We start from the raw sequence: 25,666 nt of genomic DNA, 5'->3' as shown, positions 1-25,666 counted from the left end.
TAGAAACATTCGAACTTTTTAAATTTCATTTACTTTCAGTCATTATTCACAGAAAACTCTTTTTCTCGAACCTTAACACCTAACATATCTTCATAGAAACAAATCATCGCTTGTTTATATTTATCACGGTGCCCATTCTGCATTGCTAGTTGATAAGTCTGCATTGTTCCACTTAGTGTTGGTAGTGGGATTTCATATTTCGTTAGTACTTCGTTCATACTTACCATATCTTTATATGCTTTATCTAACGAGAATCCATGCTCAAAATTTCCTTTTAACACTTTGGGAATTAATGTTTTGGATGCATTACTGGCACCAGTCGCCGTCATTAATATATCGCCTAATTTTTCTGGATCCAATCCGAGATTTACACCAACAGGCAATAACTCACTAAAACTTGCAACACAAATATTCAACGCACAGTTATTAATCATTTTCGTCAATTGGCCGCAACCTGATTCTCCCATATAAAGAACCTGTGTGCCCATCATATCTAACCAAGGTTTTACTACATTAAATACTTCCTCTTTACCACCGCACATGATGCTAAGAGTTCCATCCATACTCTTTTCATGTTGACCGGAAATGGGGCAATCAAGATAATTAACGCCTGCTTCTTCACAAATTCGAGCAATTTCTTGCGCGCCTAAGAAACTTATCGTGCTAAAGTCAACTATTGTTTGTCCTGGTTTTAAATTATGGAGCAAACCATTTTCACCAAAAAGGACACGTTTTACAACTTCAGTGTTTTGCAGGCAAAGAAAAATATAATCGCTATCCGTGGTATTTTGAATATCCGTTGTTGTTCTGAGGCCTTTTTCCTCGAACTGCTCTAGTGCGTCTGGATTTATATCACAAGCAAGGTATTCGAACTCCCCTTCTTGTTCACCTTTCGAAAGATTCAAAGCCATCCCCATTCCCATTACGCCTAAGCCAATATAACTTACCTTCATCATTTATTCCTCCCTAAAATTGGAATTGCTGAATTAAAACAAGAATTGAAAAAATCCAATTATCATATTCGATAATGTCATTATTCATCTAACTGTTTCTCCAATTAGCTTTGTCACTGCTTTTACTGCTTCTTTAGGACTTGTTAAAACTGGAATTCCTAGTTTTTCTGTTTCCTTTTCAGCAACAGATTGTGTAATCTGCGAAAGAACTAGCACCTCACACCCTCTGGCTTTTAATTCAGAGGCTGCAAGAAAGTTAAGATGATTATGTTTAGCTTCATCTCCTGCTTTTAATTCTGTCATTGCCTGTGGAATTATCTCTGTATCTACTTCAACTTCTTTACCAACATCTGTTGCAATGTTTTCTAGTTGAGCTTTTGTTAATGGGCCAGTTGGTGCGTTTGTTACCAAAACACCTATTTTTTCATAGTTATTTATTGCATTTTCTAACATAGGTTGATCGACCGCCATTATCGGGACAGTTATAAATGGTTTCACTACATCGACGATGGGTGTAAGCACTGTACATGCAACAATAATAGCATCAACTCCGGCATCTTGTGCGGTAAAAGTGATATTGGCGAAATCTCGATGTATTTTATCATCAATACCATCAATTTGATTCGCATAATATTGAAAATTTTCGTTAACAAAGTTTAAAACGGTTACATTTGGAGCTAATTCGTTAAACGCCGCATTCAGCGGCGGTACAGCATTGCATGTTGCATGAATAATTCCAATTTTCATTTTATTCCTCCTAAATATCTTATAACTCAGATGGTTTTTAAACTTTCGGACCAAGTCAATTTAGTCCACCATAGAAGTTTCAGCCAGTTCATACATTGCCAACTCACTATTTGCTTCCATATGGGATTTCATATACATTTCTGCACTGTAAGGATCTCTGTTCGCAATTGATTGAGAAATCATTTGATGGTAATGTACAGCTTTTTCAATCATCCCTGGTTTTTTCGTGTAGGCTCTCATCTGTGTTAACTCTTCTTGTAAGTTTTCATAAGCTTTTATAGAGTACTCATTGTGTGTTGCTTGAACAACTAGTTTATGAAAACGCATATCTTCACTATTCGTTACCTCGTTATTTGCGGCCATTTCAGTCATAATTTCAGCTGATTCTACTATTTTTTCAATCTCTTCCTTATACGCTTGCTTCGCTGCAATTGCTGCAAACGAAGGTTCAATGACGGCACGAAATTCTGTTAATTTTAGAAGTTTCATAAACGAGGATCTACTCACATTTGTAAATTGCATCGATTTATCATAACTTACAAATGTGCCTCTTCCTTGCTGAATTTTGACATACCCTTTATTTTCTAAAGTTCTGAAAACTTCACGGACTGTAGAATGACCTACGTTATACTGAGAAGCTAAATTTGTTATCGTTGGCAGTCTAGACCCCACTTCCCATTGTTCACTTTCAATCTTTTTAGTTATTTCATTAAACAGATTTTTGAATTGAATATTAGACATAATAACCTCCTGTAATTGTATCGATGAATTAACCATACATCATATGAATTTCACCGTCAATGGTACAGCTAATGTATGAGTTAAGACACCCTATCAACCAATTTATACACCCTACTATCTTGTAGCTACCAATATCCAAAACAAAAACTTAGGCTACTCATTTAGAGTCTTGCCTTAGCCTTTTATTGTACAACTGTATGAATTTGTCAAATAAAGGCGTTGATTGAAAAATTGAAATTAAAGCGATAAATAATAGTATCGCTGAAATAGGATTTTGAAGAAAAATCAGCCAACTTCCGTCTCCTATAAGTAACGATTGATGTAAGCTTGTATCTAACATCATTCCTAGAATCATCCCAACAACTAATGGTGCTACAGGAATATTTAATTTATCGATGAAGTATCCGACAATTCCAAACGCAAACATGATGAATACATCAACCATGCTATTATTTACTGCAAAAGTACCAATTACACATAACAGTACTATAATAGGTGCTAACACCTTGCCAGGTATCTTAGTCACACCTACTGCTAGCCTTGTGTAAAGAAGACCTAAAACAAACAAGAATATACTAGAAAATAAAACTGCCCAAAGTAAAGTATAAGTGACTTCAGCATGCTCAGTCATTAATGTTGGACCCGGCATAATTCCATGAATCATTAACCCGCCGAGTAACACAGCTGTTGTTGAACTCCCCGGAACACCTAAAGTAATAGTAGGAATCAGCGCACCGCCAACTACAGCATTGTTGGCTGCCTCCGGGGCTGCTAACCCTTCTGTATGCCCCGTACCAAACTTATTTTTTTGTTTGGAGAACCTCTTAGCTTCGTTATAGCTGAACCAACTTGCAGTATCCCCCCCAGTTCCAGGAATCAGTCCAGTAAAAACTCCAATCACACTTGATCTTGTCAGAGTCCCCTTTAATGCCTTTATTTCCTGCCAACTCGGCAGCATTTTGTCCTTGATTTTACTTGCTTTAATTACTTCTTTGTCTTTTTCCACTAATTTTAACGCTTGTGGTATCGAGAAAAGCCCGATCAGAGCAATAACGAAAGATATTCCGTCAAATAAATAAATACTTCCAAATGTAAACCGTGGAGTTCCAGTAATTGGGTCCATACCAATAAATGATATTAATAAACCCATCGAACCTGCCAACAGACCTTTTATTACAGAGCCAGCAGCTAGTGAAGCGATAATAGTCAGACCTAACACAGCAATGGCAAATAACTCAACCGCTCCTATAGAGAGTGCCAATTTCCCTAATAGTGGTGCCACCGTTAAAAGAACAATACCACTCACAATACCGCCGACAAGGGATGATATAAGGGAGATTCCCAAAGCTTTTCCGGCCTGCCCTCTTTCTGTCATCTTATACCCGTCCATTACAGTTGCGGCTGCTGCAGGAGTACCGGGGGTTCGTACTAAAATTGCTAGAATCGACCCTCCATACATAGCCCCCATGTACAAGGAAGTCAACATGGTTATCCCGGTCGCTGGATCCATTCCAAAAGTGAGGGGGAGTAAGATAGCGATGGCCATTGTGGCAGATAAACCAGGCATTGAGCCAACGAATAACCCTAATATCATTCCCACAGCTAAAGCAAGTAAATTCCAAATTGATAAAACGTTGATTAAGCCAGACATAATCTCATTCATATTCATTTCCTCCTCTCTATGCTAAAATTCCCATAGGGATAGGGATAGATAGGAATTCTACAAATAGCCCATAAATAAAAGCTGTGAATCCTATAGAAAGTAGAATTGCTATTCTTAGCTTTGTAGCTTTTAAATACATTAAGGTTAAGAAACTAAAAATAGGAGTAATAATCAAATAGCCGATTATATTTATTAGAAATATGTAAAGTGCAATTGCTGCCCCAAAAACCAATAATCGTATAACGTTTATTTTTTCTATATCTTCCCCTTCTGCCTCATTATTGGCTGTTTTTGTTTTATTACGTTTTATGAACGCCTCAACAAACATAGCAACTGCCAGGAATGCTATAACAATGATTATCACTTGAGGCAACCTTGCAGCTGTTTCTGGCAATTTTAGAGATTCAATATAGAACACAATGGCGAAAACTAAAACCAAGATGCTCGCCACGGAATGTTTTATCAAAGTTGACATTCCATAAACCTCCTCTTTAATAGATTGAGAGAAGAAGATCCACCTTCTCCTCCCCAACCTAATTTAGTTACGGATTTATTTATTCATATTCATGCTTGACTTCTTCCCAAATTTCTGAGGATACTTCTTCTTCTTGTTTTAAGTAGTCAGCATATTCTTCTCCGACTTTGACATCGAGAGGAAGTGCCACTTCTTTTAACTGTTCTTTAAATTCTTCATCTTCACTCAGTTTTTCAAATGCTTCGTATAATTTTTGTTTTGCTTCTTCCGGTATGCCTTTAGGCGCACTATACCCACGAGAAGATCCTGCTACCACATCGACACCTAATTCCTTTAAAGTCGGAACGTCCGGTAACATTTCATTTCTTTCTTCGCTCATTAAAGCTAGCGCTTTCAAATTACCTTCTTTAATTTGTGAAAAAACTACACCAAGGTTATTGAAACTAGCATCGACATCTCCTCCGGCAGCAGCCTGCCAGGATGGACCGTCCCCATCATAAGGAACCATTTCAACATCTAGATCAGTTTGTCTTTTCCACCTTAGCAGCGAGAAAAAATCATCACCACCCACACCAGAATGAGATACATTCAATCCTTTAGGGTTTTCTTCTAAATACTTTGCAAAATCTTCATAAGTATCAAATTCGCTATCGCTTGGCACCACTATCACAGCTGGGTCTGTTACTACATTTGCTATAGGGTCAAAATCATCAAGAGTATATTGAAGTTCAGAATTAATTAGATAGTTCGTGACAACCTGGGGGGATGGGGTGATAGTAATTGTATATCCATCATTTTCTGTTTGTTGAGCAATCGAAGTCCAAGCTATCCCTCCAGAAGCACCTGGTTTGTATTCATTAGCAAAAGAACCACCGAGGTAATCTTTAAGGTAGGGTTGTGTCAGCTGAGCCAACTGGTCACTACCTCCTCCAGGGTCAAATCCTATTAGAACTTCAATCGGTTTTGTTGGATACTCTCCACCACCGTCACTTGACTCTTCATTACTACCTTCAGCATTACTAGTCTCTTCGGTATTTCCACAGGCAGCTAAAACTAAAATAAGCGCTAAAAAAAATAAACCAACACTTTTTTTCAATAATCCAACTTTCAACATCTTCTTCCTCCTCTAGAATTTGAGATAAATAATGTTCCAATTCAGCACATCAATCACTTTTTTGTTTAAAATTTATCTACCGTATCACCCCTTTCAAAGTAAAGTGATTGTCCAAAGCTTCACAAACTTAATTAATGCGCCTTCAATTTTTGTACTTTATAGACTATTACTAAGCAAAATGCGTAAATTAAACTTTCTTGCCTTAATTGAAATCGCTTCCAACAAGGTGTAAAATTATCTTAATCTTTCATAACTAATGCAAGGTGGATATTCCGCATCGTTACGTAGTATCTTATTAACTTAATTGTGTTGATGTTTAGAATATACATCATATGTTTATGTTGGTCAATGACTTTTTTGTTTTTTTGAAATATTTTGTATTTTAATTGAATGCCGGATTTAATATTATTAGAGGCGAGTTCCTCGAGGCTTGAAACAGCATAATACCTTCTTTCAGCCGGAAGGGGCGAGCGACCATTCATGTAAAAATCCGGGCCAACGCCAAACGCTTGAAGCTCAGTTGGGTACACGACACGACCACTGTCAGGTATTCATGCTGATACGCAGTAAGAGTCCCTCATCCGGCTGTTCAAAAAAGAGATTTAACAAAGAGTTACTTACTGTTAAAATCGGCAGCCCGCCAAACGTGAAACCTTTCGATTTGCGAAATGTTTACAGCCATTGAAATAACCCAACCGTGCCATCTTATGACTCACCTCGGACAAGAAAATGATCCACTCGTGCCATAAGTGAGCCACTACCATAATTGGAAGTGGCTCTGGTTTTTACTGTTGTAATTCGTAACGTTCTCTCTAAATACCCGCCCATCGATTGATACGCTATCGAAAGCCGACGTGCCCTCCTCGCCACTGAACAACGGCGCAAACTTGAATCCCAAATCGTGTTCGGCATCGTCTCGATTGAAAACCTCTGGCAGCAAAAGCGCCTGCAATCAACGGAACAGTATATTCAACGCCTGCACCTTGAAAGAATCGCATTTAAAATGGACAATATAGTCGGCTAAAAACATACAAAATCGTCGCCTTAAATTTCAACAGCTTCATAATTAAATTGATTCCTTAAAGGGGGAGATTTAATTTATGAAGCTGGAGGGAGAGCGACGAAAGGTGAAAGAATGACTAGAACGTGGGATGTCTTATACGGACATTGCCCATCTCTTAGGTATGCATCGTCATACGGTTAAATCCTTAAGTCCCTGAAATTGAGTGGAACGAAAAGTTCTTGGACTTTGTGGATCATTACAGGTTTACCCCCAAGGTCCACCGACCTTATCGTCCTCAAACAAAATGAAAGGTAGAACGATTCATTGGCTACATGGATGGTTAGAGACATCTTCTGTCCAACCCTTACAGGATTTGAACCGGACACTCATGAGGTGGGTAGAAGATACCGCGAATCAACGTGTTCACTCTGCGACAGAACGGAAGCCTGTAGAGTTATGAATGAAAGAATCTCTCGATTCTCTCCCTTCCAAATATGAAGTAAGCTATCTCACCTATTCGGAAAATAGGAAGGAATGGTGTGCTAAACTTTCACGCTCGAAATATTCTTATGAGTCTACTTATGCAGGGCATGAAGTCATGATTAAGGAAACCCTGGATGGAAGGATTACCGTTTACCACCATGGCGAAGCCATTCTTACCTACACCACAGATGATAAGATCTTACCTCTGATAAGAAAAAAGCAGCGTTCAAAGGCTGGCACCTTTTACGCTGCATCAGATGTTGAGGTCGCTGTTCGCCCACTAAGCGTCTACGACCGATTTCTTCAAGAGGGAGAGCGATAAGCGATGAATCAGGTGATTGATACATACTGTGAATCCCTTAAACTATCCACCATCCAATTGGAATGGCGTAACCTCATTGAAGAAGCTTCTAAAGATAATATACCATATCACGTCTTCCTTGAGCGACTACTGGAAGTGGAAAACCAAGCTAGAATCGAGAGAAGCAGGGAAACTTTATTGAGGCTGTCCCGCTTACCTTTCAAGAAGACGTTGGATACGTTTTGACTTTGATCGTATTAGTGGGGTCAACCGAAGGGACATCGAAGAATATATTAGCCTCAGTTTCATTGAACAAAATCAGAATCTTGTTTTCCTTGGCCACCTTATGTTGGTAAACACACCTTGCGGTTTCGATCGCACTAGAAGCCATAAGCAAAGGGTTGAAAACGTATTTTATGACAGCGCAGGAACTCGTTACGTCCCTTGAGACAGCAGATGACCAAGGGAAATTGGATAAGAAAATGAGAGGAATCGCTAAGCCTTCTCTCTCATCGACGAAATGGGTTATTTGAATTTAACAGACCATGGGGGGCATTATTTATTTCAAATAATTAGCCGTAGGTATGAGAATAGCTCTATTATTCTAAGGTCGAACAAGACGTTCAGCCAGTGGGGAGAGGTTTTAGGGGGAGGGAATTATCGCTAAAGCAATATTAGATCGATTACTTCACCATTCAAGGGTGTTTTCTATTGATGGCCAAGTTTCCGAATGAAAAACAAAGCTGAAATAAGTTGGCAGCTTTGTAAAATTTTAACCCGACGATTTTGTTTAAAATAAACGTCCTTGACAGAAGGAGCGGCCGGCGCTTAAATCGCCAAATCCTATGAGGTCCTTTACCTCGGCATTCGCACGCTATCCAACAACAAGATAAATAGCGGCGATTATAATCCAGACACAGCAGCAGCAAACCAGGACTATGTCTACGAAGTCGTGAAAGAATATATTTCGGACAACACACAATAGCGAATAAAGCGCAGCTTGATAATGAGCTGCGCTTTTAATAAGAAGAGAGGACTCTTCCTTCTCCCTCAAACTTCACGATTCAAATCTTACTTTTTCCTCTGGTTATTAGTACCATATAACAAAAGTCTAAGAGTGGCCTAACGCTTACCCTAGACTAGTTGAAGCATTATTATTAAAGCTTTATATCATTAGGTGTCTGCGATGCTAGAGCCATCTCTACAGCTTGTCGTATAAACCCTTTCGCTTCACGGAGGTATTCTTGGGCTTTATGAGCGTCTAAGCCTGCTTTTATCATCACGATAGCAGGCTTCACTTCATAATTCGTGCGTTCTAATACGCTTTCCGCTTCTTCAGCAGATACCTCTGTAATATTGGAAACCATACTGATGGCGCGTTTTCTCAGTTTTTCGTTACTTGCATGCAGATCAACCATCAAATTTTCATACACTTTTCCGCTTTTCACCATAATGGTGGTCGTTAACATGTTCAGAACTAGTTTATGGGCTGTAGCTGCTTTCATACGCGTCGAACCTGTTAGTATCTCCGGTCCTGTATTCACATAAATACACACTTGGGCGTCCTTACTGATTTTCGCTTCCTGGTTGCTGGACAAACTAATTGTCCGTGCTCCTATTTTGCGAGCATATGCTAATGCGCCTTTCACGTATGGCGTTCTTCCGCTTGCAGCAACACCAACGACGACATCTTGTTTAGAAATGCCTCTATCGATCAGATCGTCTGCTCCTAGATCTTCATTGTCTTCTGCGCCTTCAACTGCTTTAAAGATGGCTGTTTCACCACCCGCAATAATGCCTTGGACCAGTTCAGGGGGTGTGCTAAAGGTGGGCGGACATTCCACGGCATCTAGTACACCGAGTCTCCCGCTTGTACCGGCACCGACATAAAATAAACGGCCACCTTGAGATATAGACTCAAATATAAGATCGACGGCTTGTTCGATTTCTGGAAGCGCTTCTTGTACGCACGTCGCTACAGTTTGGTCTTCATTATTTATGATTGTTAAAATCTCTCGTGTTGGTAATTTATCCATATTCAATGAATGTTTGTTTTGCATTTCGGTTGGTAATTCGTAAAGGTTCTCCATTCTATCACCCTAACTATAAAGTAAATATGGTGCTCTAACTTCATTGAACGTAGCGATTTGCGACTCGCAAGCAGCTAAAAAGTTATCAGTCGTGCTCGTCATGATTTGGTTTCTTAATGTTTTTGTCCCTGCTAAGAGGTCAAAGAAATATTGATCCTGTTCGTCCTTGTGGAATTGAACCTTATCGGGATAGAGCCGAGCTACCGTTTCGAGCAATTTGACCCCCGTTTTGAGAGATTGTATCGCTTCTTTGTTAACGACATGCAGCTGTATACCGCCGCAAATTTCATTTTCAAACTTTTGGGTGTTAGGAATAAATGACATTGGCCTAGCTTTCACGCCAGGTAGGTGTTGGTTGTTGAATTCTTCTGCCAGCTGATTTCCATCAATGAAGGGAGCACCTACAACCTCGAAAGGTTTGGTCGTTCCTCGTCCTTCTGATAAATTTGTTCCCTCCAACAGGCATGTCCCTGTGTAGAGCGTCATCATATCTGTGTGCGTCACATTCGGAGTGGGTGGAACCCAAAATAACGGAGTATCGTCAAAGTACATGTCTCTTTTCCATCCCTGCATGGGTATGACGGTTAAATCACACGCATAGCCAAACTCATGCTTGAACATTTTGGCTAACTCGGCCACTGTCATGCCGTGTCGATTGGCAATCGGCAGCATTCCTACGAACGACCTCAGCTCTTTTTCAACGATATTTCCTTCAGTCTTTGCGCCTGAGATGGGATTGGGTCTATCTAAAACAACAAGCTGCTTATTCCATTTTTCACATGCTTCCATGACATTAGCCATGGAATAAATGAATGTATAATAGCGGGACCCTATATCCTGAAGATCAAATACGATGACGTCTACCTCATCCATCATAGCCTCTGACGGGACTCTATTTTCTCCATACAAACTATAAATAGGCAGTTGAGTATAAGGATCCGTATATGAACTTACTTCTTCCCCTTCTTTTATATCCCCGCGAATGCCATGTTCCGGGCTGAAAAGGGCTGTCAAATGGATGCCGGGGTGTTTATCGAACAAATCAATGGCGGGGACTAAAGACTGATTCACTCCTGTTATATTCGTTAAGAGTCCAATCCGCTGGTTATTAAACCGTTTAAAATCGCTTTCCAAAAATAAGTCCAATCCGATTCTCACTGTATGCCTCCCTCCAGTCCTTTATTGAAATTGTGGTAGGTAATGTTTATTTTCTTCTAACACATCGTTCAAGATTGCTTTAGCTTTATCTACTGATGGGACGAGCGGATGTACATTCAAAGCCTGCAAAGCCGTATGATAATCACCATGCACAGCTGCTTCCACTGTAAGTTCCTCGAATGCTTTAACGATTTGGATCAGCCCTCGCATGTGCGGTTTAATCTCTGAATCGATCGCAATGGCGTGTGCGCCCTCTGCGTCAATGACACAATTGACTTCAATTGAGGCTTCATCTTCTAAAAAATCCATTGTGCCGTTATTTTGTATATTCACCGTTTGTATATCTTTTTTGTTGTTATGTATGGAAGATATGAGATTGACGGCAGCAAGAGAATAATAGGCGCCTCCTCTTTGTTCCAATTGTTCGGGTTTTTCAGTGACTTCAGTATCTTGATAGACTTTAAATAACGCATCCTCAATCGTTTTTACTACTTCTGCGCGGGTCCCCTGGTTATGGGCCGCTTCAATTTCATCGTTCAGCATCTTGTCTGTCATATAGTAGTAGCGAAGATAACCGCAGGGCAGGCCGCCTAATGAAGAGAGAAAGTCTTCATCCCAGGCAAAATCAGGGATATTTTTAACAGAGAAACTATTGTCACCCGCAGGATTTTTAAGAAATTCTTGCATGACGTCTTGTCCTCTCACTTTAAGCTTTGTTGTCCAATTCAAATGGTTGATCCCGACCCACTCAATATCTACATCTTCAGTATTTACCCCGGCATAACCCGACAGTTTCTTCTTTATTCCAATCGGTAAATTACAAAGGCCAATACTCTTCACATTCGAATACTTCGCAACAGCTTCAGTCACAATGCCTGCTGGATTCGTAAAGTTAATCAGGAATGCTTCAGGTGCTAACGCTTCTATTTCTTTACAAATATCCAGTATAACCGGTACGGTACGAAGCGCTTTGGAAAATCCTCCCGCTCCTGTCGTTTCTTGCCCGATACACTGATAGCGCAAGGGAATCCGTTCATCCCGAGCTCTTGCCTCCAAAAGCCCCACCCTTATTTGAGTCAGAATAAAATCAGCACCTGCAATCGCTTCTTTTCGGTCAAGCGTCAATTTTACATTAACGGAGAGATTTGCTTTTTTGAACATCCGCTTGACTAGAGCTCCGACAATCTGAAGTTTCTCTTCTCCCTCTTTTATATCAACTAAGTACAAGTCCTGAACGGGGAGCTCATGGTACCGATTGATCAGCCCTTCAATAAGTTCAGGTGTATACGAGGAGCCTCCGCCAATGACTGCAATTTTTAATGATTGACTACTCATTTTACCCCCTCCCATCGGTTAACAATAGACGCGTCACTCTCGATACCTAATTGATCGAAAGCAAGCATAACGGAACCGTACACAGGCGCTATATGTCTATTAATGATCCGACTGTCAAAATCAGCACGTTGTAAGGTGGTTGTTAAACTCTCCATTAAGTACTGGTTTTTGCCCTGCTGGAGAATGGAACCATTCAGAACAATAGGAACAGTCGCTCGTTTCAAATCTGGCAAATGATTGACCACTGCAATTCCGGCCCGGCCTAATTCTTTTCCTACCTGTTTCAGGATCGAGACAGCTTTTTCATCTCCTGAATCTGCCGCTTCATGCACGGTTAGAGTGACTCTTAAAGGAATGGAATACTTAGGGTTGTCTAAGGCAAAATCATACAACGCTTTCATATTTTGAAAACCAAGCCCGCTGGGAAGCGTTTTTTCAAGTATCGTCTTTTCCCCTCTGCCTTCCCAGGAGCGAACAGCCGCTCGAAATGCTTGCAACGCGATATAGGCGCCGCCGGCAGCATCACCGTATCTATAGCCAAATCCACCTATTTGGATCGTTTCGCCATTCTCGGTTCTCCCGGCTGCATTGGTACCAGCTCCGCAAATTAGGACAACTCCTGCATGGCCAGGATTGTCTATCCGAAGTCCTTGCAACGTATCACACTCCAAACTCCAATCAGGAAAGGGCAGGGAGCCGAGTAACGAGCGAAGATTGCGAAAGTCCTTCTCCCGATCAGCCCCGGCTAAGCCATACTGCGTAAAATCTATGTCCTGAATTTGGAGACGACCTTGATCTAGAGCTTCATATATAGCTTCTCTTAGATGATTTAAAAACGTGTCGTTCCCCACTGTTTGGTAATTGGTTCCCTCAGCTCTGCCTTCTCCCAACATTTCACCTTGTTCATTTACAATGACAGCATGCGTCTTACTGTTGCCTCCATCCACAGCCAGCACTTTTTTCAGATGCTTAACTTTTCACAGCTCCTTTCATAATTCCACCTATAAAGTATTTCTGGACAAACAGAAATAAAATGACGACAGGGGCCATCGAGATAACGGCTCCGGCAGAAATCAGCCTCCAATCAGATGTGAATGTACCTGAAAGCATATTAAGACCTAATGGAAGAGTAAACATATCCTGATCACTGATAATTATTAACGGCCATAAAAAATCGCCCCATGCTGTAATAAACGTGAAGATAGCTAACGTTGCGATAGAAGACTTCACCAACGGCATTAATATGCGAAATAAAATTTGCATGCTGTTTGCTCCATCCATTCGGGCGGATTCATCCATTTCAAAAGGAACTACGGTTATGGCTTGCCTCATTAAGAAAACCCCGAAAGCCGTCGTAATATTGGGGAGAATCATGCCAGCATACGTGTTTTGCAGACCTAGTTTCATAGAGATCAAGTAAACAGGGATCATTAACAGCTGGAAAGGAATCATCATCGTACAGAGAATTAAAAAGAAAATCGTCTTCTTAAACCTGAAATTCATTCGGGCCAATGGATAGGCAGCCATCGTGCAAAAAATGACCGTCAAAATCACTGTGAAGACTGTTACGATCACACTATTTAATAAGTATCGCGCAAACGGAAATGTTTTCATCACTTCGACATAGTTTCCGAAACTGACCTGCTCAGGTATTAGTTGAGGAGGGTAAGAAAAAACATTCTCTCCTCCCGATTTTAAGGAGGTGGAAAGGAGCCAGATAAAAGGTCCTACCATAATGATGGCCACCATGATGAGCAGGGCATAGACCACAATTTTCTTCAACACAGGCGCAAATTTCACTTTGTTTTGTTTCATACTCCTGAGCACTCCCTTCCCCTCATGTAATATTGCCGCTTTTTCCTGTGAATTTTAAGTTAATGGCTGTAAGTATGAGGGTGAAGATGAAAAGGACAACACCCGCTGCACTGGCATATCCCATATCCAGATTAGAAAAAGCTTCCGTGTAAATGTAAAATACAAGAGTTTCTGAACTATGTAATGGGCCGCCGCCTGTCATAATATAGATTTCTTCAAACACTTTCATAGCGGCAATGACTGACATAATGGACACAAGTGCTATAAACGGCATGAGCATAGGGATCGTGATTCTAGTCACCTGTTGCCACCAATTAGCACCGTCAATTTTAGCGGCTTCATACAAACTCTCTGGTATGGATTGCAACCCGGCCAGATAAATAACCATGTAATAACCGATCCCCTTCCAGACTGTCACCACCATCACCGCATATAATGCGGTGGATGGCGATGTCAGCCATTGGATAGGGTCATCGATCATTCCTGTCGTTTCTAAGAAGTAATTCAGTACGCCGTGCTCTTTGTAAATTAAATCCCATGCCAGCCCTGCAACAACGAGAGAAGTCACAACCGGTAGAAAGAACGCAGAGCGGAAGAAAACGGCTCCTTTTATTTCCTGATTAATTAATACAGCCACAAATATGGGGACGATTACTAAAGCAGGAACCACTCCAACTACATAAATGATGGTGTTAAGCAACACTTTCCAGAACAAATCGTCTTTGAATAATTCACTATAGTTAGCCAGACCCACAAAGCTTGCGTTTTGGATCATATTATAGTCGGTGAAGCTTAACCATAAGGCATGGAGCATAGGGAAAAATACAAACGTGCCTAGAATTAAACAGCCAGGAAGCAAAAATAAGAATGGTGTCATTTTGATTGGGCGCATGATTTCCCCCCCCTTAAGGCTTGCGATCAATAGATGCATCAATAGAAAAACACATGATCTACATGATTTACTCTTCTGAGGCGAGAATTTCGTTCCATTTCTTTTCCGCCTCATTCAATGCTTCTTGCGGCGTAGCCTCTTCTAGCATGGCCTTGGAAAAAGCATCATGAATAGCAGTTTGTAATTCGTTAAAATTGTTCATCGGCGGAACAAGCAATTCAGCCTTTGGAAGCTGCTTAGCCGTAATAATCCTTTCGTGATCCGCTACTTCTGGATCTTCTGGCAGCTCAGTAAAGTAAGGGTCTTCAAGCGTTTCCTTAGTGGAAGGAAGGATCGCTGTAAGTTTTGTAAAGGCTAATTGGTTTTCAGAATTCGTAACATATTGAGCGAATTTAATCGATTCTTCTTTATGCTCAGAACCAGAAGGAACGACAAGGTTTTGGACGTTCAAATTCTTCTTTCCTGAACTTCCTGTTAAGGCTTCATAAGGTTTCGCCACATCGTAAATTTCTGGGGCATTTTCCTTCACCTCTGTCATAAATACATTTTCACCAAAGGCAAGCTCACCAGATTGAAATTTACTCGTAATTTCTCTTTGCTCTCCTAACGATTCGGGAGGTATTAACCCATTTTTATAAAGGTCCGCAAAAAATTGGACGGCCTCGACACCTTTTTCAGTGTTAAAGGCTGCTTCAGTACGATCTTCATTTAATAAATCAACACCCATTTTCACTAAATACTGCATTGATAAAGTGCCTTCAAAAGAAGGAAAATAGCCATATTTCCCGGTTTCATCTTTAACCGTTTTAGCCAATTCTGCTGCTTCTTCATAAGTAGTAGGTGCATTCTCAGGGTCTACACCCGCTTCTTTAAAAATTTCAGTGTTAGCGAAGGCGATTTCTGTTCCTAAGTACCAGGGAAGCGCAAAAGTTTCACCATCAAGCTGATTAGCTTTCCAGGCGCCTTCTAGATAAACACTTTTCTCTTCATCGCTTAATTCTTCATCCAAGTTAACGAGCGCATCCATATCGGCAAGATTTGATCCAAAAGCAGGATTCAGATTGACGACATCTGGTTCATTCCCCGCACTGATATCTGAGAGCAATTTTTGCTCCAAATCGGAAGCAGGCACGTCCACCCAATTGATCTTCACATTCGGGTTTTCCTCTTCATACGTGCTGACCAAATCTTCTATATAGTCCGTAAAAGTCGGCTGCAATTGCATCGTCCAAAAGTCTAGCGTTACTTGATCCCCTTCTCCATCACTCGAGGACTCTTCACTATTGCAAGCTGCCAGTAAGGCGATTAGCATGCATAGCACAAATCCGAAAACTATTTTTTTCTTCATCATAATTGAAACCCCTTTCATAATTAAATATTAAAGAACGTCCGATCGCATTTATCCCCATTATTGTTCTGGGCATGGACCACCACCTTGCAGTTAATTGATTTATTATGAGAATCATTGATGCTTTCACTAAGAATACCCTGCTGTTATAATTCTGTGATAAAGATTGCGTCCAATTGAGCCCTCTGGCATAACATAAGGACCTTCGAATTCAAGTCTATCTTCCTCTAATTCTTCGATTCTCTCCAACTCTCCCGTGACCCATTGAGTGATGCGGTAGGCTGCTGTTTCTAAACGAGCAGATAGACCTCCATATCGAACTTCTAAACTTTCCCAGCCAAACGGCTTGTAAAGGGAAAACCATAAGGCTCGATGTTTCTTTCTTAATGAATCTGTCTTTTGTTGCAAGCATTCTAGCTTCTCTAACGGAGCTCTCATCGAGCTTCTATTATTCTCATCGTAATAGCGTTTAATTTCTATCCCTATTTCGGCTTTCTCCCCTAGTAATGCAGCAAGCTCTTTATAAAAATCAAAGAGGGCTAGCCAATTTGGGTTGTTTTCCTTGGCGGTATGAAGGGCTGCTGCTAGAGCAGTGTAATGATTATTTAGTGAGAGCCCTTCAATGTTCTTATCATATAAACCGATGAGAACGTCTTGCCATAATAAGAACTTAGATGGGTTCGACTCGTGTAGGTTGTTCTTTGACACTCCCGGCGTTTCATCTAATTTATTCAGAAGCATGGCGTCTCTCCAACTAACTCCAGTACTGAACTCAAATCGTTCTTCTAACCGTTTTTCTACTATCTCTCCCTGTTGATAGGCATGTTCAGCAAATAATTGCAGCATCGGAAGGGCTGTTAACATCGGGGTTTCTGTCCCGTTATCCCCCCACATGGTTATAAATACTTCTTTTATCCCTTCTGTTTTGCAGCTCTTAAGCGCTGCTTCCGTTGTGGCTCTTGCTTTCCCATAGTTAGGTGATATGCCATTCCACGTCCAGGCGCCCCCAGCAAAAATAGGATTCTTCACTAACGCTTGATGCTTCCTAATAAAGGTGCGATAAAACGCCTCATCAGTGTGATAATAATCCCAATAAACAAGCTGCGTATTGGGGATGGACTGTTTAACACTTTCTGGAACAATTGAGTCCGGATCATAGTAGCTTCCTTCTTTAGAACCTAAGCGGAAATACATATCACTCCATATCATCGGAGATAATCCTTCCTGTTCTGAAATATCAACTACTCGTCTTAAATGCTCGTTCATGATATTAAAACGTTCCTGATATCCGTATTTCTTTAAATAATTCCCTAAGCCCAATTGAAAAGCTTCGTCCATACCTAAGTGAATCCTGTTTGTTCGGAAAGGCTTTGATGCACTTCTTATCATTGCTTCAAGAAACGTATACGTTTTCTCTTCTCCTACCAAAACGATGTCATTCGTATCGCGTATGTCCTCGGCGTAGTTCCATTTGAGCGCTTCCGACAAATGACCAAGTGTTTGAATACAAGGGATCATTTCAATCCCGAGTTTATGAGCATAATCATCATTCAACTTAAGCTCTTGTTCCGAATAGCTTCCTCTCATATATCCAAAATACGGATAATCATCGACCTCATATGTATCTTCCATGTAAATCATTAAGACGTTCAAACCCATGACAGCCATTTTCCTTAACAACTCATGCATGCCCTCTTGTTGAAGAACGCCATTTCGTGAAACGTCTATTATGGCGCCTGTTGTTTCAAATTGTGGCTGTTCCACGTATTCGAATGGTTCACCATTCCGTACATATTGCAACCAGAGCGTTAACGCTCTAAAAAAGTGGATCTTATGTTCGAAGTAGATCTCTCCATAGTCACGTGTATGTTTAATAAAAATAGGACCTTATCGTTGGTATACATGAATGGGGTATCCCTGGTTACTTCTTTGAATGTTCAAGTCATCTGAAATCAGTGTCATGCCTTCTTCAACCTCGGAAATGTGACCAATAAACTTTAAATCCACACCATCCCTCCCTAATGAAAAACTTGGAATTACTGAAATTTTATGTAATGACTATAACATAGGGTGAAAGCAAATTGAAATAAAAATTCAAAAAATTATTTATTTTTCGTTCTTTTATTTTAATTAAACATGGGAGATTTTGCTTATATTGAGGAATGATTTAGAACCCTAATTCAGTAACCTTTTGGTGAAAAGCCCGGGTTATTAAATTCTCAATAAATGCAATAAAAAGAACCAGGCAATTAAGCAAGGTTCAAAGTGGACGCATAGCCCCCGTTATTACACAGTTTTACCACTCCAAATTCCAACGACACCCTATAAAAGCGTGTCTTACGAGCTTAACTGCCTAATTGTTTAATTTGATCGATTGTATCCGTAATATCGCTTAAGGCTTTGAACACCTCAGTGTTTTCAATCACCTTGGAATCCAGTTTTCCGTTTTCCATATTGTTTAAATACGCATCTATGCCTTCAAGCGCTTGCTTGTTTTGATCCACTACTTGCTGATGGAGATCAGCCCCAACAGACGGTTCTTCCAGTTCATTAAATTCGTTTATATGCTGTTTCATGTCCTCAAGGCGTGTTTCCAATTCCTTTCTGGTCTGCTCATCCGTGGTCGCTTGTTCTGCGAGCGAAGGGACTTCGTTAACAAAGGTGCTGACTTCATTGGCATAATCTGTGGCTTCATCGGCGTAATTTAGTGTGTTATTGACGCCTTCAAGCAGCGAGCAACCGCTGAGCATGACCGTGATAAACATCAAACATGTGATAGCTGTAGTTTTCAATGACACCCCTCCCCTTCATTCTTATGCGCACGCGCTTCATTATAGCATGAACAAACAGTTAAATCCTGTACTAACATGCTGTCATTTAAATACACATTCAGCGCTGTACCTGAGCGCACATTAAATGAGCCTGAATTACGTGTAGCACTTGGAAGGCTATTTAATTTAAGCGGTAATATTGAAGATATGGATCAAGCCCTGCAGCTCCAAATTTCAGCAGGCATCGGCTTTGGTTTTTCGGCGAATGAAGCCGGTACTCATGCCCGCATCGCCCTGAACCAGTCGCTCGATTTCGGCGGAGCACAGTGCTTCATCGTCAAAGAAGACCGCAGCGTCATCGGCCCGGTGGAAAAAGAAGCACCGCTGACCTATCCGCTGACCATCATCGATTCAAACCTTACTGGAGAAAGCCAGCGACACCGGAATTTCTCCAGCGTACTTGGAAAAAATCATCGACATCTTGCAGCGGAAAAAAAACCAAACCTTTACCGCGCAAGATCCGCGCAAGATCTTGCCTCATCACTCGGTGTCACTACCCGCAGCGCCCATCGGATTCTATTAAAATGGCTGGACGCCCACATTGTCGAAATCGCCTGCATGGAAAAAGTCCAATCACGCGAACGTCCGCGCCAAGTCTATCAACACGTACAATAAGGAGAGATTACAAATGAGTCTCAAGCTTGGATTGATCGGCCTCGACACTTCTCACGTCGAGATATTCACAAACCTATTAAATGACCCCTCTGCCCCCTATCACGACCCGGGCGGCAAGGTGGTAATCGGTTGCCCGTATCCATCCCCAAATATGCCCTTAAGCGCTGAGCGCGTCGTAGGCTATACCACTCTGTTACGGGACACCTACCACGTCGCCATCACCGACTCGCCAACCGAAACAGCCAAGCAAGCAGACGCCATCCTCATTACCTCAGTCGATGGCAACAAGCACCTCGAGTTAATGGAAATGCGTCATCTCGTATGGAAAACCACTTTTCGTCGATAAGCCCATGACTATGACCACGGACGAAGCAAGAGGCAGATGTTCCAGATAAGCGAGACCCACAACACACCGATTATGAGTTCCTCATCCTTGCGCTATGCCGATTCCTGGTCAGCACCCTGAAGACACAAAAGGACAGCCAACCGGCGTTTATCTCTCCGGTCCGCTGCCCTTTATAGCCGCCATGCCCTATTACCACTGGTACGGGATCCACATGATTGTAATGCTAATCACCATACTCGGTCCCAATTACGAGAATATCACTTTCCAATGCGACCCCTCCTATGATGTCATCACCACCGAATGGCAAGACGACCGCTTCGGTATCATCCGTGGCGACCATCACTGGCACAGCCAGTTTGAAGCCAACCTGTATTATCCAAACAAGACTATCCATCTTCCTAATCTATCAGGACGACAAGCCATACCACGCCTCATTGTTGGAGGATGTGGTTGTGTTTATCAAAAGGAAAGAGAGTCCGATTCCGGAAGAAGAAACTCTCGCTGTCATGCAGTTTATTGAACAAGCTAATGCCAGAAGATGAAATCATTTGGCAAAACCTGCCTGATATACTATTCTAATATTATGCCTATTTCAAAAACGACCATTAAAAAAACCATTTTAATTACGTTGCTAAGCTTTCTCTTTCTCTTCACATCTGTCTTTATAACTTTTGCCATACTAGGGCCGGACTTCTTGGTCATTGAAGACGATGAGCTCGAGAAATCAGATGCCATTATTGTGTTGAGCGGGAATGAAGAACGACTTGAACATGCTGCCGAGCTTTATCATGAAGGGTATGCTGATAAAGTAATATTATCGAATTCAACCGCACCTTCTGTAAATGTTAAAAACGCTGAATCACTAGGAATTCCACATGCTGTTATTATAGAAGAGACTGAAGCCACGAGTACATTCGAAAATGCCCTATTTTCAAAAGAATTAATGAAAAGTAATAACCTTGATTCAGCTATTATCGTCACCAGTAATTACCATACACGCAGAACAAAGTTAACTTTTGATACTATTTTTGACCCCAATAAATATAAGTTAATTTACTCCACTACAATTTCTGAATTTAGAGATAACAAAAGAGAAATTAAGACTACCTTTAATGAATACTTAAAACTATCGGTATACTGGTTAAGGCTAATTTTTTACTAAGAGGGTTCATTTAATTTATGCATTTTTTTATCGTTTTTATCACTTTATCTTGTTGCTCATTTGTCATATTTGACCCTGAAGGTAAACATAAACCATATTTATATAGTTCATCAGAAAAACTATACCCTTTTTCTATAGGATAATATGTATTATTTGTAAACAGAGGTTGTAAATGAAGAGGCTTCCATATCGGTCGAGCATCTATATACTCTTCAGCTAGAGCCTCAATAATATCAAGGTGTGAAACGCCAACTTTTTCAGGGTCTACAGTTAAAGCCGTCAACCATCTATTAGACTTAGTTCCTTCCATTTCTGGCATAAAGGCGAATCCGATCTGCTCTTTAAATGCATCATAATAACGCTTAAATACCTCGCGACGTTGTTTAACCCTTTCATCTAACACTTCCAACTGAGCTCGACCAATTCCAGCTACAATATTACTCATACGGTAATTATATCCGACTGTGGAATGTTGATAGTGAAGAGCCTTATCTCGAGCTTGTGTAGCTAGGAACCGTGATTTCCCCAAAGCCTCTAAATCATTGGAAACTAATGCACCGCCACCTGATGTAGTAATAATCTTATTACCATTAAATGAATAGACTCCAAATGTTCCAAATGTTCCACTCTTCTGACCTTTAAATTCGCTACCTAGTGACTCAGCTGCATCCTCTATAACAGGAACACCATATTGATCACATATTTCTAATATTTCATCCATTTTGGCACTTTGTCCATATAGATTAACAACAATGACTGCCTTAGGCAATTCTCCGTTTGCTTCAGCATCATTGAAGGCTCTTTGTAAAGCAAAAGGTGACATATTCCATGTTTCTGGTTCTGAATCAATGAAAACGGGTTCTGCTCCTTGATACAAAATTGGATTAGCTGTTGCAACAAAAGTCAACGAAGAACAAAAAACCTTATCTGCACTTGTTACTTCTGTTAATCTAAGGGCAAGATGTATAGCTGCCGTTCCGGATGTTAAAACAGAGGCTCCAGCTATTGTATTATAGTTCGCTAATTCATACTCAAACTGATCAACGTTATTGCCAAGAGGAGCAATCCAATTTAAATCAAAGGCCTCCTCTATATATTTCTGCTCTCTTCCACTCATGTGTGGTGAAGAAAGAAAAATTTTCGTTTGTAGCAAATAATCTCCTCCATCAACCTTCATGTTCGTCCATAATTCTAATATCATCATACTTCATCATAATATAACCGTTATCGTACCTATAGCCATTATAATTATCGTTAATTTCGCCACACAAGTTACGAACTAAATATTGAATGAAATTACATCCCAATTCATGCGCGTGAGGGTAGCCCCCTCCAAACCTCGGATTAATCTCTGAAATATAATATTCACCCTTATGTTCGAAACAATCGATATCTATTGGACCTGAAAAGTTTGTTTTCGATACAAACTCCATTACTAATTCTTCAATGTAAGAATTATGTATTGAGACTGATTTATCTGTTTCACCAGACCTCATTTTTAATTTTTCTTTTATGAATAAATCTATTAATTCCCCACTTATCATATCAATATATACATCTATCCCATACTCTCTATCTTTATAATAAGGTTGGATAATAAGATTATCTGCTTTTAAATAACTACCTTTTAGTTCTGCTTGATTATTAACAATTTCTAAACCCACACTGGCGCTTCCCTTTCCAGGTTTGACAATTAAGGGATAAGTAATTTCATTATTTTTTAACATGGATTCAACTTCTCTCAAGATACTGTATGTTGGTATTGTAGGAACCCCTATTTCGGATAAATAATTGTAGGTCTCTTGTTTATCAAAACTATATTCAATCATCCCCAAAGGTGAAAGGACTAGTTCAACGCCAAGCTGATTAAATTTTTCCCTATGTTTAGCTAAAATTTCTAGTTCTGGGTCAATTAATGATATAATCCCTTTTATGTTATGCTTCTTACAAACAGAAATTATTGATGACAAGTAATCCTTACTGTCAACCCTCGGAATAATTTCCCAATTATCTCCAAAATGAAGTGCGGGAGCATTATAATCACAATCAACCGCAGTGACATTACCGACCTTATTTATTGTTCTCTTTATATATTGAACTAACTTGACTCTCCTACCCGCACTAGTCACTAATATGTTCATGCTTAATAGTACTTCCTTTCAATTTCATTATAATGATTAAAAATTAATGGTGTTCCCCCCGTATGTAAAAACATGATATTTTTATTTTTAATGTTTTTTTTCCAAAGAGTATCCAGCATTCCATAAAAAGCCTTGCCCGTATATACAGGATCTAAAATAATTCCTGATTTTTTCGCAACGTTCTTAATTGTCTGTGTAACTTCATGATATATATCACCATAACCCTTACCTATATAAGAATCATCAAATATTAAATCATCCTTCTTTATACTTAAATTTAATTCTTGTGAACTGCAATAATCAGAAATACTGTTAAATATGACATCCTTTCCTCTTTCATTATTTCTTGCTACGCTTATTCCTACTATATTTGTTTCAGCTTGGACTATATTCTTGCCAACTTCTAAACCTGCCTGGGTGGTTCCAGTACCTGAAGCAAGAAAAATATAATCAAAATTAATATTACTCTGATCTTCAATAATTTCATCATATGCAACTTTATAAGCATGGGTACCCAGCTCTCCATGACCGCCACCTTGAATAAAGTAAGGGCTATAACCTCTGTTTTTTAATTCTGCTAAAGTCGAATCTATTGCTAGCGGCACATCATTAATGTCAGTCCAAACTATTTCTGAATCAAATAAGGAATATAGAAAATAATTACCACCAGTAGAAAAATTTTCAGTTTTAGAAAGCACTAAAACTACTTTCAAACCATATTTACTGGCTGCCGCAGCTGTCAGCCTACAATGATTAGATTGAGTTCCACCATATGTAACTATACAATCATGATTATTATATAAGGCTTCATATATAAAATACTCAAGTTTCCGGACTTTGTTTCCTCCTAAAGCAAAATCTGTTAAATCATCCCTTTTGATGTATATATTGTTTGAAAAATAATTTTCATAGAAATTAATAGGAGTGGGCAGATTTACCAAGTTAATTTTATTCATTAAGAAAGTCCTTTCTATAAATACCATAGTAATATCTATTAACTTTCCTTCCCATATAAATTAAGTCTTCATACATTAGACCCTCCTGTGTAAATCCTACTTTCTCAAATAATTTTTGAGCTGGTAAATTATCTACTTCTGTATATAAATAAATCTTATTTAAATTATACTTTAAAAAAGAATGTTTCAAGAATAATTCAGTTGCTTCAAATGCTAGCCCTTTCCCCCAAAATTCTTTTTCACCATTCACTATATAAAACTCAGCTTTTTTATTTTTTCTATCAATGTTCAACAATCCTATTAAACCTACAGGATAATACCCTGTCTCTGTACTAACTTCATAAACATAATCTTCCCTGGAATCATTTGACATAATTTTATTAAACCAATTTAAAGTTCTGTCAGGGCATAAGGGTAAATCATAATGCAAATAGGTATTAACTTCTTCGTCGTTAATCCATTTAACCTTTAAGTCAATATCAGATTTATTAAAAAGCCTAAGATTAATAGAATTACTTCCCGCTTTCACGATAAATATTCTCCTTTCGTATTATAGATTTTATAGTTTTTAATAAAATTTTAATATCTAAAAATAAAGAAATATTTTCAACATATATAACATCATACTCTATTCGTTTGTCCCACGTTAAAGTATTTCTACCGTATGCTTGTGCCATACCAGTAACTCCTGGTTTTACAGAAAAACGCAATTTTTGTATCTTGTTGTAATTCTCATACTTATAGGGATGATAAGGAACTGGAGGTCTGGGTCCTATAAAACTCATATCTCCTTTAAAAACATTTATTACTTGCGGCAATTCGTCTAAACTAGTTTTTCTCAATATATTTCCTATCTTCGTAATCCTAGGATCTTCATCCTTTGTAAATATACCTGTGCCTAACTTCTCTGCATTTTGAACCATTGTTCTAAATTTAAATACTTCAAATTGGTTTCCGTATTTACCTAGTCGTTTTTGTTTAAAAAACACACTTCCTTTTGAATCCAACTTTATTAATAAACCAATAATAGTGCCAATTGGAAGTAAGGGGATCATTAGAAATATCAATAGAACCAGATCTAATAATCGTTTTACGAATTTTTGATACATACTACTTTCTCCCTTAACATAAATTTTTGTCAATAGTTTTTGAAATTTTCTCAAGCACTTAGAAAATTACTCACTGAATAGGTTTGTTTAGAGGAAGATCATCTCCCCCTTCTCACTTTCCCATAACGGTATTTAAACAATATCTTCAAGGCTAAGGTCACCATGCCTTTCTGGTAAATCGTGAAACCCTTTCCGCAAGCTACTGTTCTCGGAGTTTGATAAAGAGAGAATACTTCTGTATGAAAGACATTTGTCTAAATTCGCGAAGGAACTGAAAATCCTGCCTCCATCCTTTGTATTCGCTACATGGTTGCCGTTCTTCTATATTTTCAAATCAAGATGTTCGATTTCAGAGAAGTTTTTCAGCTCTTTGATGATAGTTCCCAGT

26 protein-coding genes and 2 pseudogenes are annotated in these 25,666 nt (G+C 39.6%); 7 read left to right on the top strand and 21 right to left on the bottom strand.

The genetic code is table 11. From position 1 onward, the window contains the following. Positions 1–35: 35 nt before the first annotated feature. The 6 genes from HOP45_RS00875 to HOP45_RS00850 form a co-directional block, all read right to left on the bottom strand. Complete coding sequence (locus tag HOP45_RS00875) at positions 36–953, bottom strand: NAD(P)-dependent oxidoreductase (protein WP_181346932.1); 918 nt, start codon at positions 951–953, stop codon at positions 36–38. An 84-nt stretch (positions 954–1,037) separates the two neighbouring features. Next, a complete protein-coding gene (locus HOP45_RS00870) occupies positions 1,038–1,700 on the bottom strand; it encodes an aspartate/glutamate racemase family protein (protein ID WP_181346931.1) in 663 nt (220 codons plus the stop codon). Positions 1,701–1,760: 60 nt separating this feature from the next. Beyond that, positions 1,761–2,441, bottom strand: a complete 681-nt coding sequence (locus tag HOP45_RS00865; protein WP_181346929.1) for a FadR/GntR family transcriptional regulator — start codon at positions 2,439–2,441, stop codon at positions 1,761–1,763. 157 nt (positions 2,442–2,598) lie between these two features. Further along, positions 2,599–4,104 (bottom strand): tripartite tricarboxylate transporter permease, encoded by a 1,506-nt coding sequence (locus HOP45_RS00860; RefSeq protein ID WP_219914431.1) that lies wholly within the window; start codon positions 4,102–4,104, stop codon positions 2,599–2,601. Between the two features lie 16 nt (positions 4,105–4,120). Then, positions 4,121–4,579 carry a tripartite tricarboxylate transporter TctB family protein gene (locus tag HOP45_RS00855; RefSeq protein WP_181346927.1) on the bottom strand — a complete coding sequence of 153 codons (459 nt, stop codon included), beginning with the start codon at positions 4,577–4,579 and terminating at the stop codon, positions 4,121–4,123. 79 nt (positions 4,580–4,658) lie between these two features. Next, on the bottom strand, positions 4,659–5,693 hold the full coding sequence (locus HOP45_RS00850) for a tripartite tricarboxylate transporter substrate binding protein (protein ID WP_181346926.1): 1,035 nt from the start codon (positions 5,691–5,693) through the stop codon (positions 4,659–4,661). A 1,463-nt stretch (positions 5,694–7,156) separates the two neighbouring features. Here HOP45_RS00850 and HOP45_RS00845 point away from each other — a divergent pair. The 4 genes and pseudogenes from HOP45_RS00845 to HOP45_RS00825 form a co-directional block, all read left to right on the top strand. Next, positions 7,157–7,501: a hypothetical protein gene (locus HOP45_RS00845; RefSeq protein ID WP_181346925.1), complete on the top strand. Its 345-nt coding sequence runs from the start codon at positions 7,157–7,159 to the stop codon at positions 7,499–7,501. Between the two features lie 3 nt (positions 7,502–7,504). Next, positions 7,505–7,726: an ATP-binding protein gene (locus HOP45_RS00840; RefSeq protein ID WP_181346924.1), complete on the top strand. Its 222-nt coding sequence runs from the start codon at positions 7,505–7,507 to the stop codon at positions 7,724–7,726. A gap of 170 nt (positions 7,727–7,896) precedes the next feature. Next, positions 7,897–8,147: pseudogene (locus HOP45_RS20915) on the top strand (ATP-binding protein). A gap of 165 nt (positions 8,148–8,312) precedes the next feature. After that, a pseudogene (locus HOP45_RS00825) lies at positions 8,313–8,465 on the top strand (5'-methylthioadenosine nucleosidase); the annotation flags it as partial. Between the two features lie 172 nt (positions 8,466–8,637). Here the strand turns inward: HOP45_RS00825 and murQ are convergent. The 9 genes from murQ to HOP45_RS00780 all read right to left on the bottom strand — a co-directional run bounded on the left by murQ (position 8,638) and on the right by HOP45_RS00780 (position 18,910). Then, positions 8,638–9,570 (bottom strand): N-acetylmuramic acid 6-phosphate etherase, encoded by a 933-nt coding sequence (gene murQ, locus HOP45_RS00820; protein WP_181346922.1) that lies wholly within the window; start codon positions 9,568–9,570, stop codon positions 8,638–8,640. Positions 9,571–9,579: 9 nt separating this feature from the next. Continuing rightward, positions 9,580–10,728 (bottom strand): exo-beta-N-acetylmuramidase NamZ family protein, encoded by a 1,149-nt coding sequence (locus HOP45_RS00815; protein ID WP_181346920.1) that lies wholly within the window; start codon positions 10,726–10,728, stop codon positions 9,580–9,582. 21 nt (positions 10,729–10,749) lie between these two features. After that, on the bottom strand, positions 10,750–12,063 hold the full coding sequence (locus HOP45_RS00810) for a 6-phospho-beta-glucosidase (RefSeq protein ID WP_181346918.1): 1,314 nt from the start codon (positions 12,061–12,063) through the stop codon (positions 10,750–10,752). Then, on the bottom strand, positions 12,060–13,010 hold the full coding sequence (locus tag HOP45_RS00805; RefSeq protein ID WP_181346917.1) for an N-acetylglucosamine kinase: 951 nt from the start codon (positions 13,008–13,010) through the stop codon (positions 12,060–12,062). The genes HOP45_RS00810 and HOP45_RS00805 overlap by 4 nt, the downstream gene beginning before the upstream one ends. A 22-nt stretch (positions 13,011–13,032) precedes the next feature. Continuing rightward, a complete protein-coding gene (locus tag HOP45_RS00800) occupies positions 13,033–13,878 on the bottom strand; it encodes a carbohydrate ABC transporter permease (RefSeq protein WP_181346915.1) in 846 nt (281 codons plus the stop codon). Positions 13,879–13,900: 22 nt separating this feature from the next. After that, entirely contained in the window at positions 13,901–14,770 is an 870-nt protein-coding gene (locus HOP45_RS00795) for a carbohydrate ABC transporter permease (RefSeq protein ID WP_181346913.1), read from the bottom strand. A 67-nt stretch (positions 14,771–14,837) separates the two neighbouring features. Continuing rightward, positions 14,838–16,121, bottom strand: coding sequence for an ABC transporter substrate-binding protein (locus HOP45_RS00790; protein WP_255437429.1), 1,284 nt, complete (start codon positions 16,119–16,121; stop codon positions 14,838–14,840). 126 nt (positions 16,122–16,247) lie between these two features. After that, entirely contained in the window at positions 16,248–17,882 is a 1,635-nt protein-coding gene (locus tag HOP45_RS00785; protein WP_370457919.1) for a beta-N-acetylhexosaminidase, read from the bottom strand. A gap of 581 nt (positions 17,883–18,463) precedes the next feature. Then, positions 18,464–18,910 carry a DUF6376 family protein gene (locus HOP45_RS00780; protein WP_255437427.1) on the bottom strand — a complete coding sequence of 149 codons (447 nt, stop codon included), beginning with the start codon at positions 18,908–18,910 and terminating at the stop codon, positions 18,464–18,466. 75 nt (positions 18,911–18,985) lie between these two features. Here HOP45_RS00780 and HOP45_RS00775 point away from each other — a divergent pair, with 75 nt between their 5' ends. Both HOP45_RS00775 and HOP45_RS00770 read left to right on the top strand, forming a co-directional pair. Then, the gene (locus HOP45_RS00775; RefSeq protein WP_181346911.1) at positions 18,986–19,564 is read left to right on the top strand and encodes a hypothetical protein; all 579 of its coding nucleotides are present in this window, start codon (positions 18,986–18,988) and stop codon (positions 19,562–19,564) included. Between the two features lie 13 nt (positions 19,565–19,577). Continuing rightward, the gene (locus HOP45_RS00770) at positions 19,578–19,910 is read left to right on the top strand and encodes a hypothetical protein (protein ID WP_181346909.1); all 333 of its coding nucleotides are present in this window, start codon (positions 19,578–19,580) and stop codon (positions 19,908–19,910) included. A 223-nt stretch (positions 19,911–20,133) separates the two neighbouring features. Here HOP45_RS00770 and HOP45_RS00765 read toward each other — a convergent pair whose 3' ends face one another. After that, entirely contained in the window at positions 20,134–20,304 is a 171-nt protein-coding gene (locus HOP45_RS00765) for a hypothetical protein (protein ID WP_181346907.1), read from the bottom strand. Between the two features lie 300 nt (positions 20,305–20,604). Here HOP45_RS00765 and HOP45_RS00760 point away from each other — a divergent pair, with 300 nt between their 5' ends. Beyond that, positions 20,605–21,072 (top strand): YdcF family protein, encoded by a 468-nt coding sequence (locus HOP45_RS00760; protein ID WP_181346905.1) that lies wholly within the window; start codon positions 20,605–20,607, stop codon positions 21,070–21,072. 10 nt (positions 21,073–21,082) lie between these two features. On the opposite strand, the gene HOP45_RS00755 is transcribed toward HOP45_RS00760, so the two are convergent. From HOP45_RS00755 to HOP45_RS00735, 5 genes are read right to left on the bottom strand one after another with little or no spacing between them, the layout of a single operon-like run. Then, positions 21,083–22,225: an aminotransferase class I/II-fold pyridoxal phosphate-dependent enzyme gene (locus HOP45_RS00755; RefSeq protein WP_304650454.1), complete on the bottom strand. Its 1,143-nt coding sequence runs from the start codon at positions 22,223–22,225 to the stop codon at positions 21,083–21,085. Positions 22,226–22,238: 13 nt separating this feature from the next. Continuing rightward, a complete protein-coding gene (locus HOP45_RS00750; protein ID WP_181346904.1) occupies positions 22,239–23,213 on the bottom strand; it encodes an ATP-grasp domain-containing protein in 975 nt (324 codons plus the stop codon). A gap of 2 nt (positions 23,214–23,215) precedes the next feature. Further along, positions 23,216–24,169, bottom strand: coding sequence for a 1-aminocyclopropane-1-carboxylate deaminase/D-cysteine desulfhydrase (locus HOP45_RS00745; protein ID WP_181346902.1), 954 nt, complete (start codon positions 24,167–24,169; stop codon positions 23,216–23,218). Next, positions 24,162–24,698: a GNAT family N-acetyltransferase gene (locus HOP45_RS00740; protein ID WP_181346901.1), complete on the bottom strand. Its 537-nt coding sequence runs from the start codon at positions 24,696–24,698 to the stop codon at positions 24,162–24,164. Before HOP45_RS00740 ends, HOP45_RS00745 begins: the two co-directional genes overlap by 8 nt. Beyond that, positions 24,682–25,278 (bottom strand): sugar transferase, encoded by a 597-nt coding sequence (locus HOP45_RS00735; RefSeq protein ID WP_181346899.1) that lies wholly within the window; start codon positions 25,276–25,278, stop codon positions 24,682–24,684. Before HOP45_RS00735 ends, HOP45_RS00740 begins: the two co-directional genes overlap by 17 nt. Positions 25,279–25,666: the final 388 nt, after the last annotated feature.

This window comes from Thalassobacillus sp. CUG 92003, assembly GCF_013618635.1.
In the GTDB taxonomy this organism is placed as follows: domain Bacteria; phylum Bacillota; class Bacilli; order Bacillales; family Halobacillaceae; genus CUG-92003.
The sequence above is the reverse complement of the archived record's forward strand: the minus strand, read 5'-3'. Positions and strand labels throughout refer to the sequence as shown.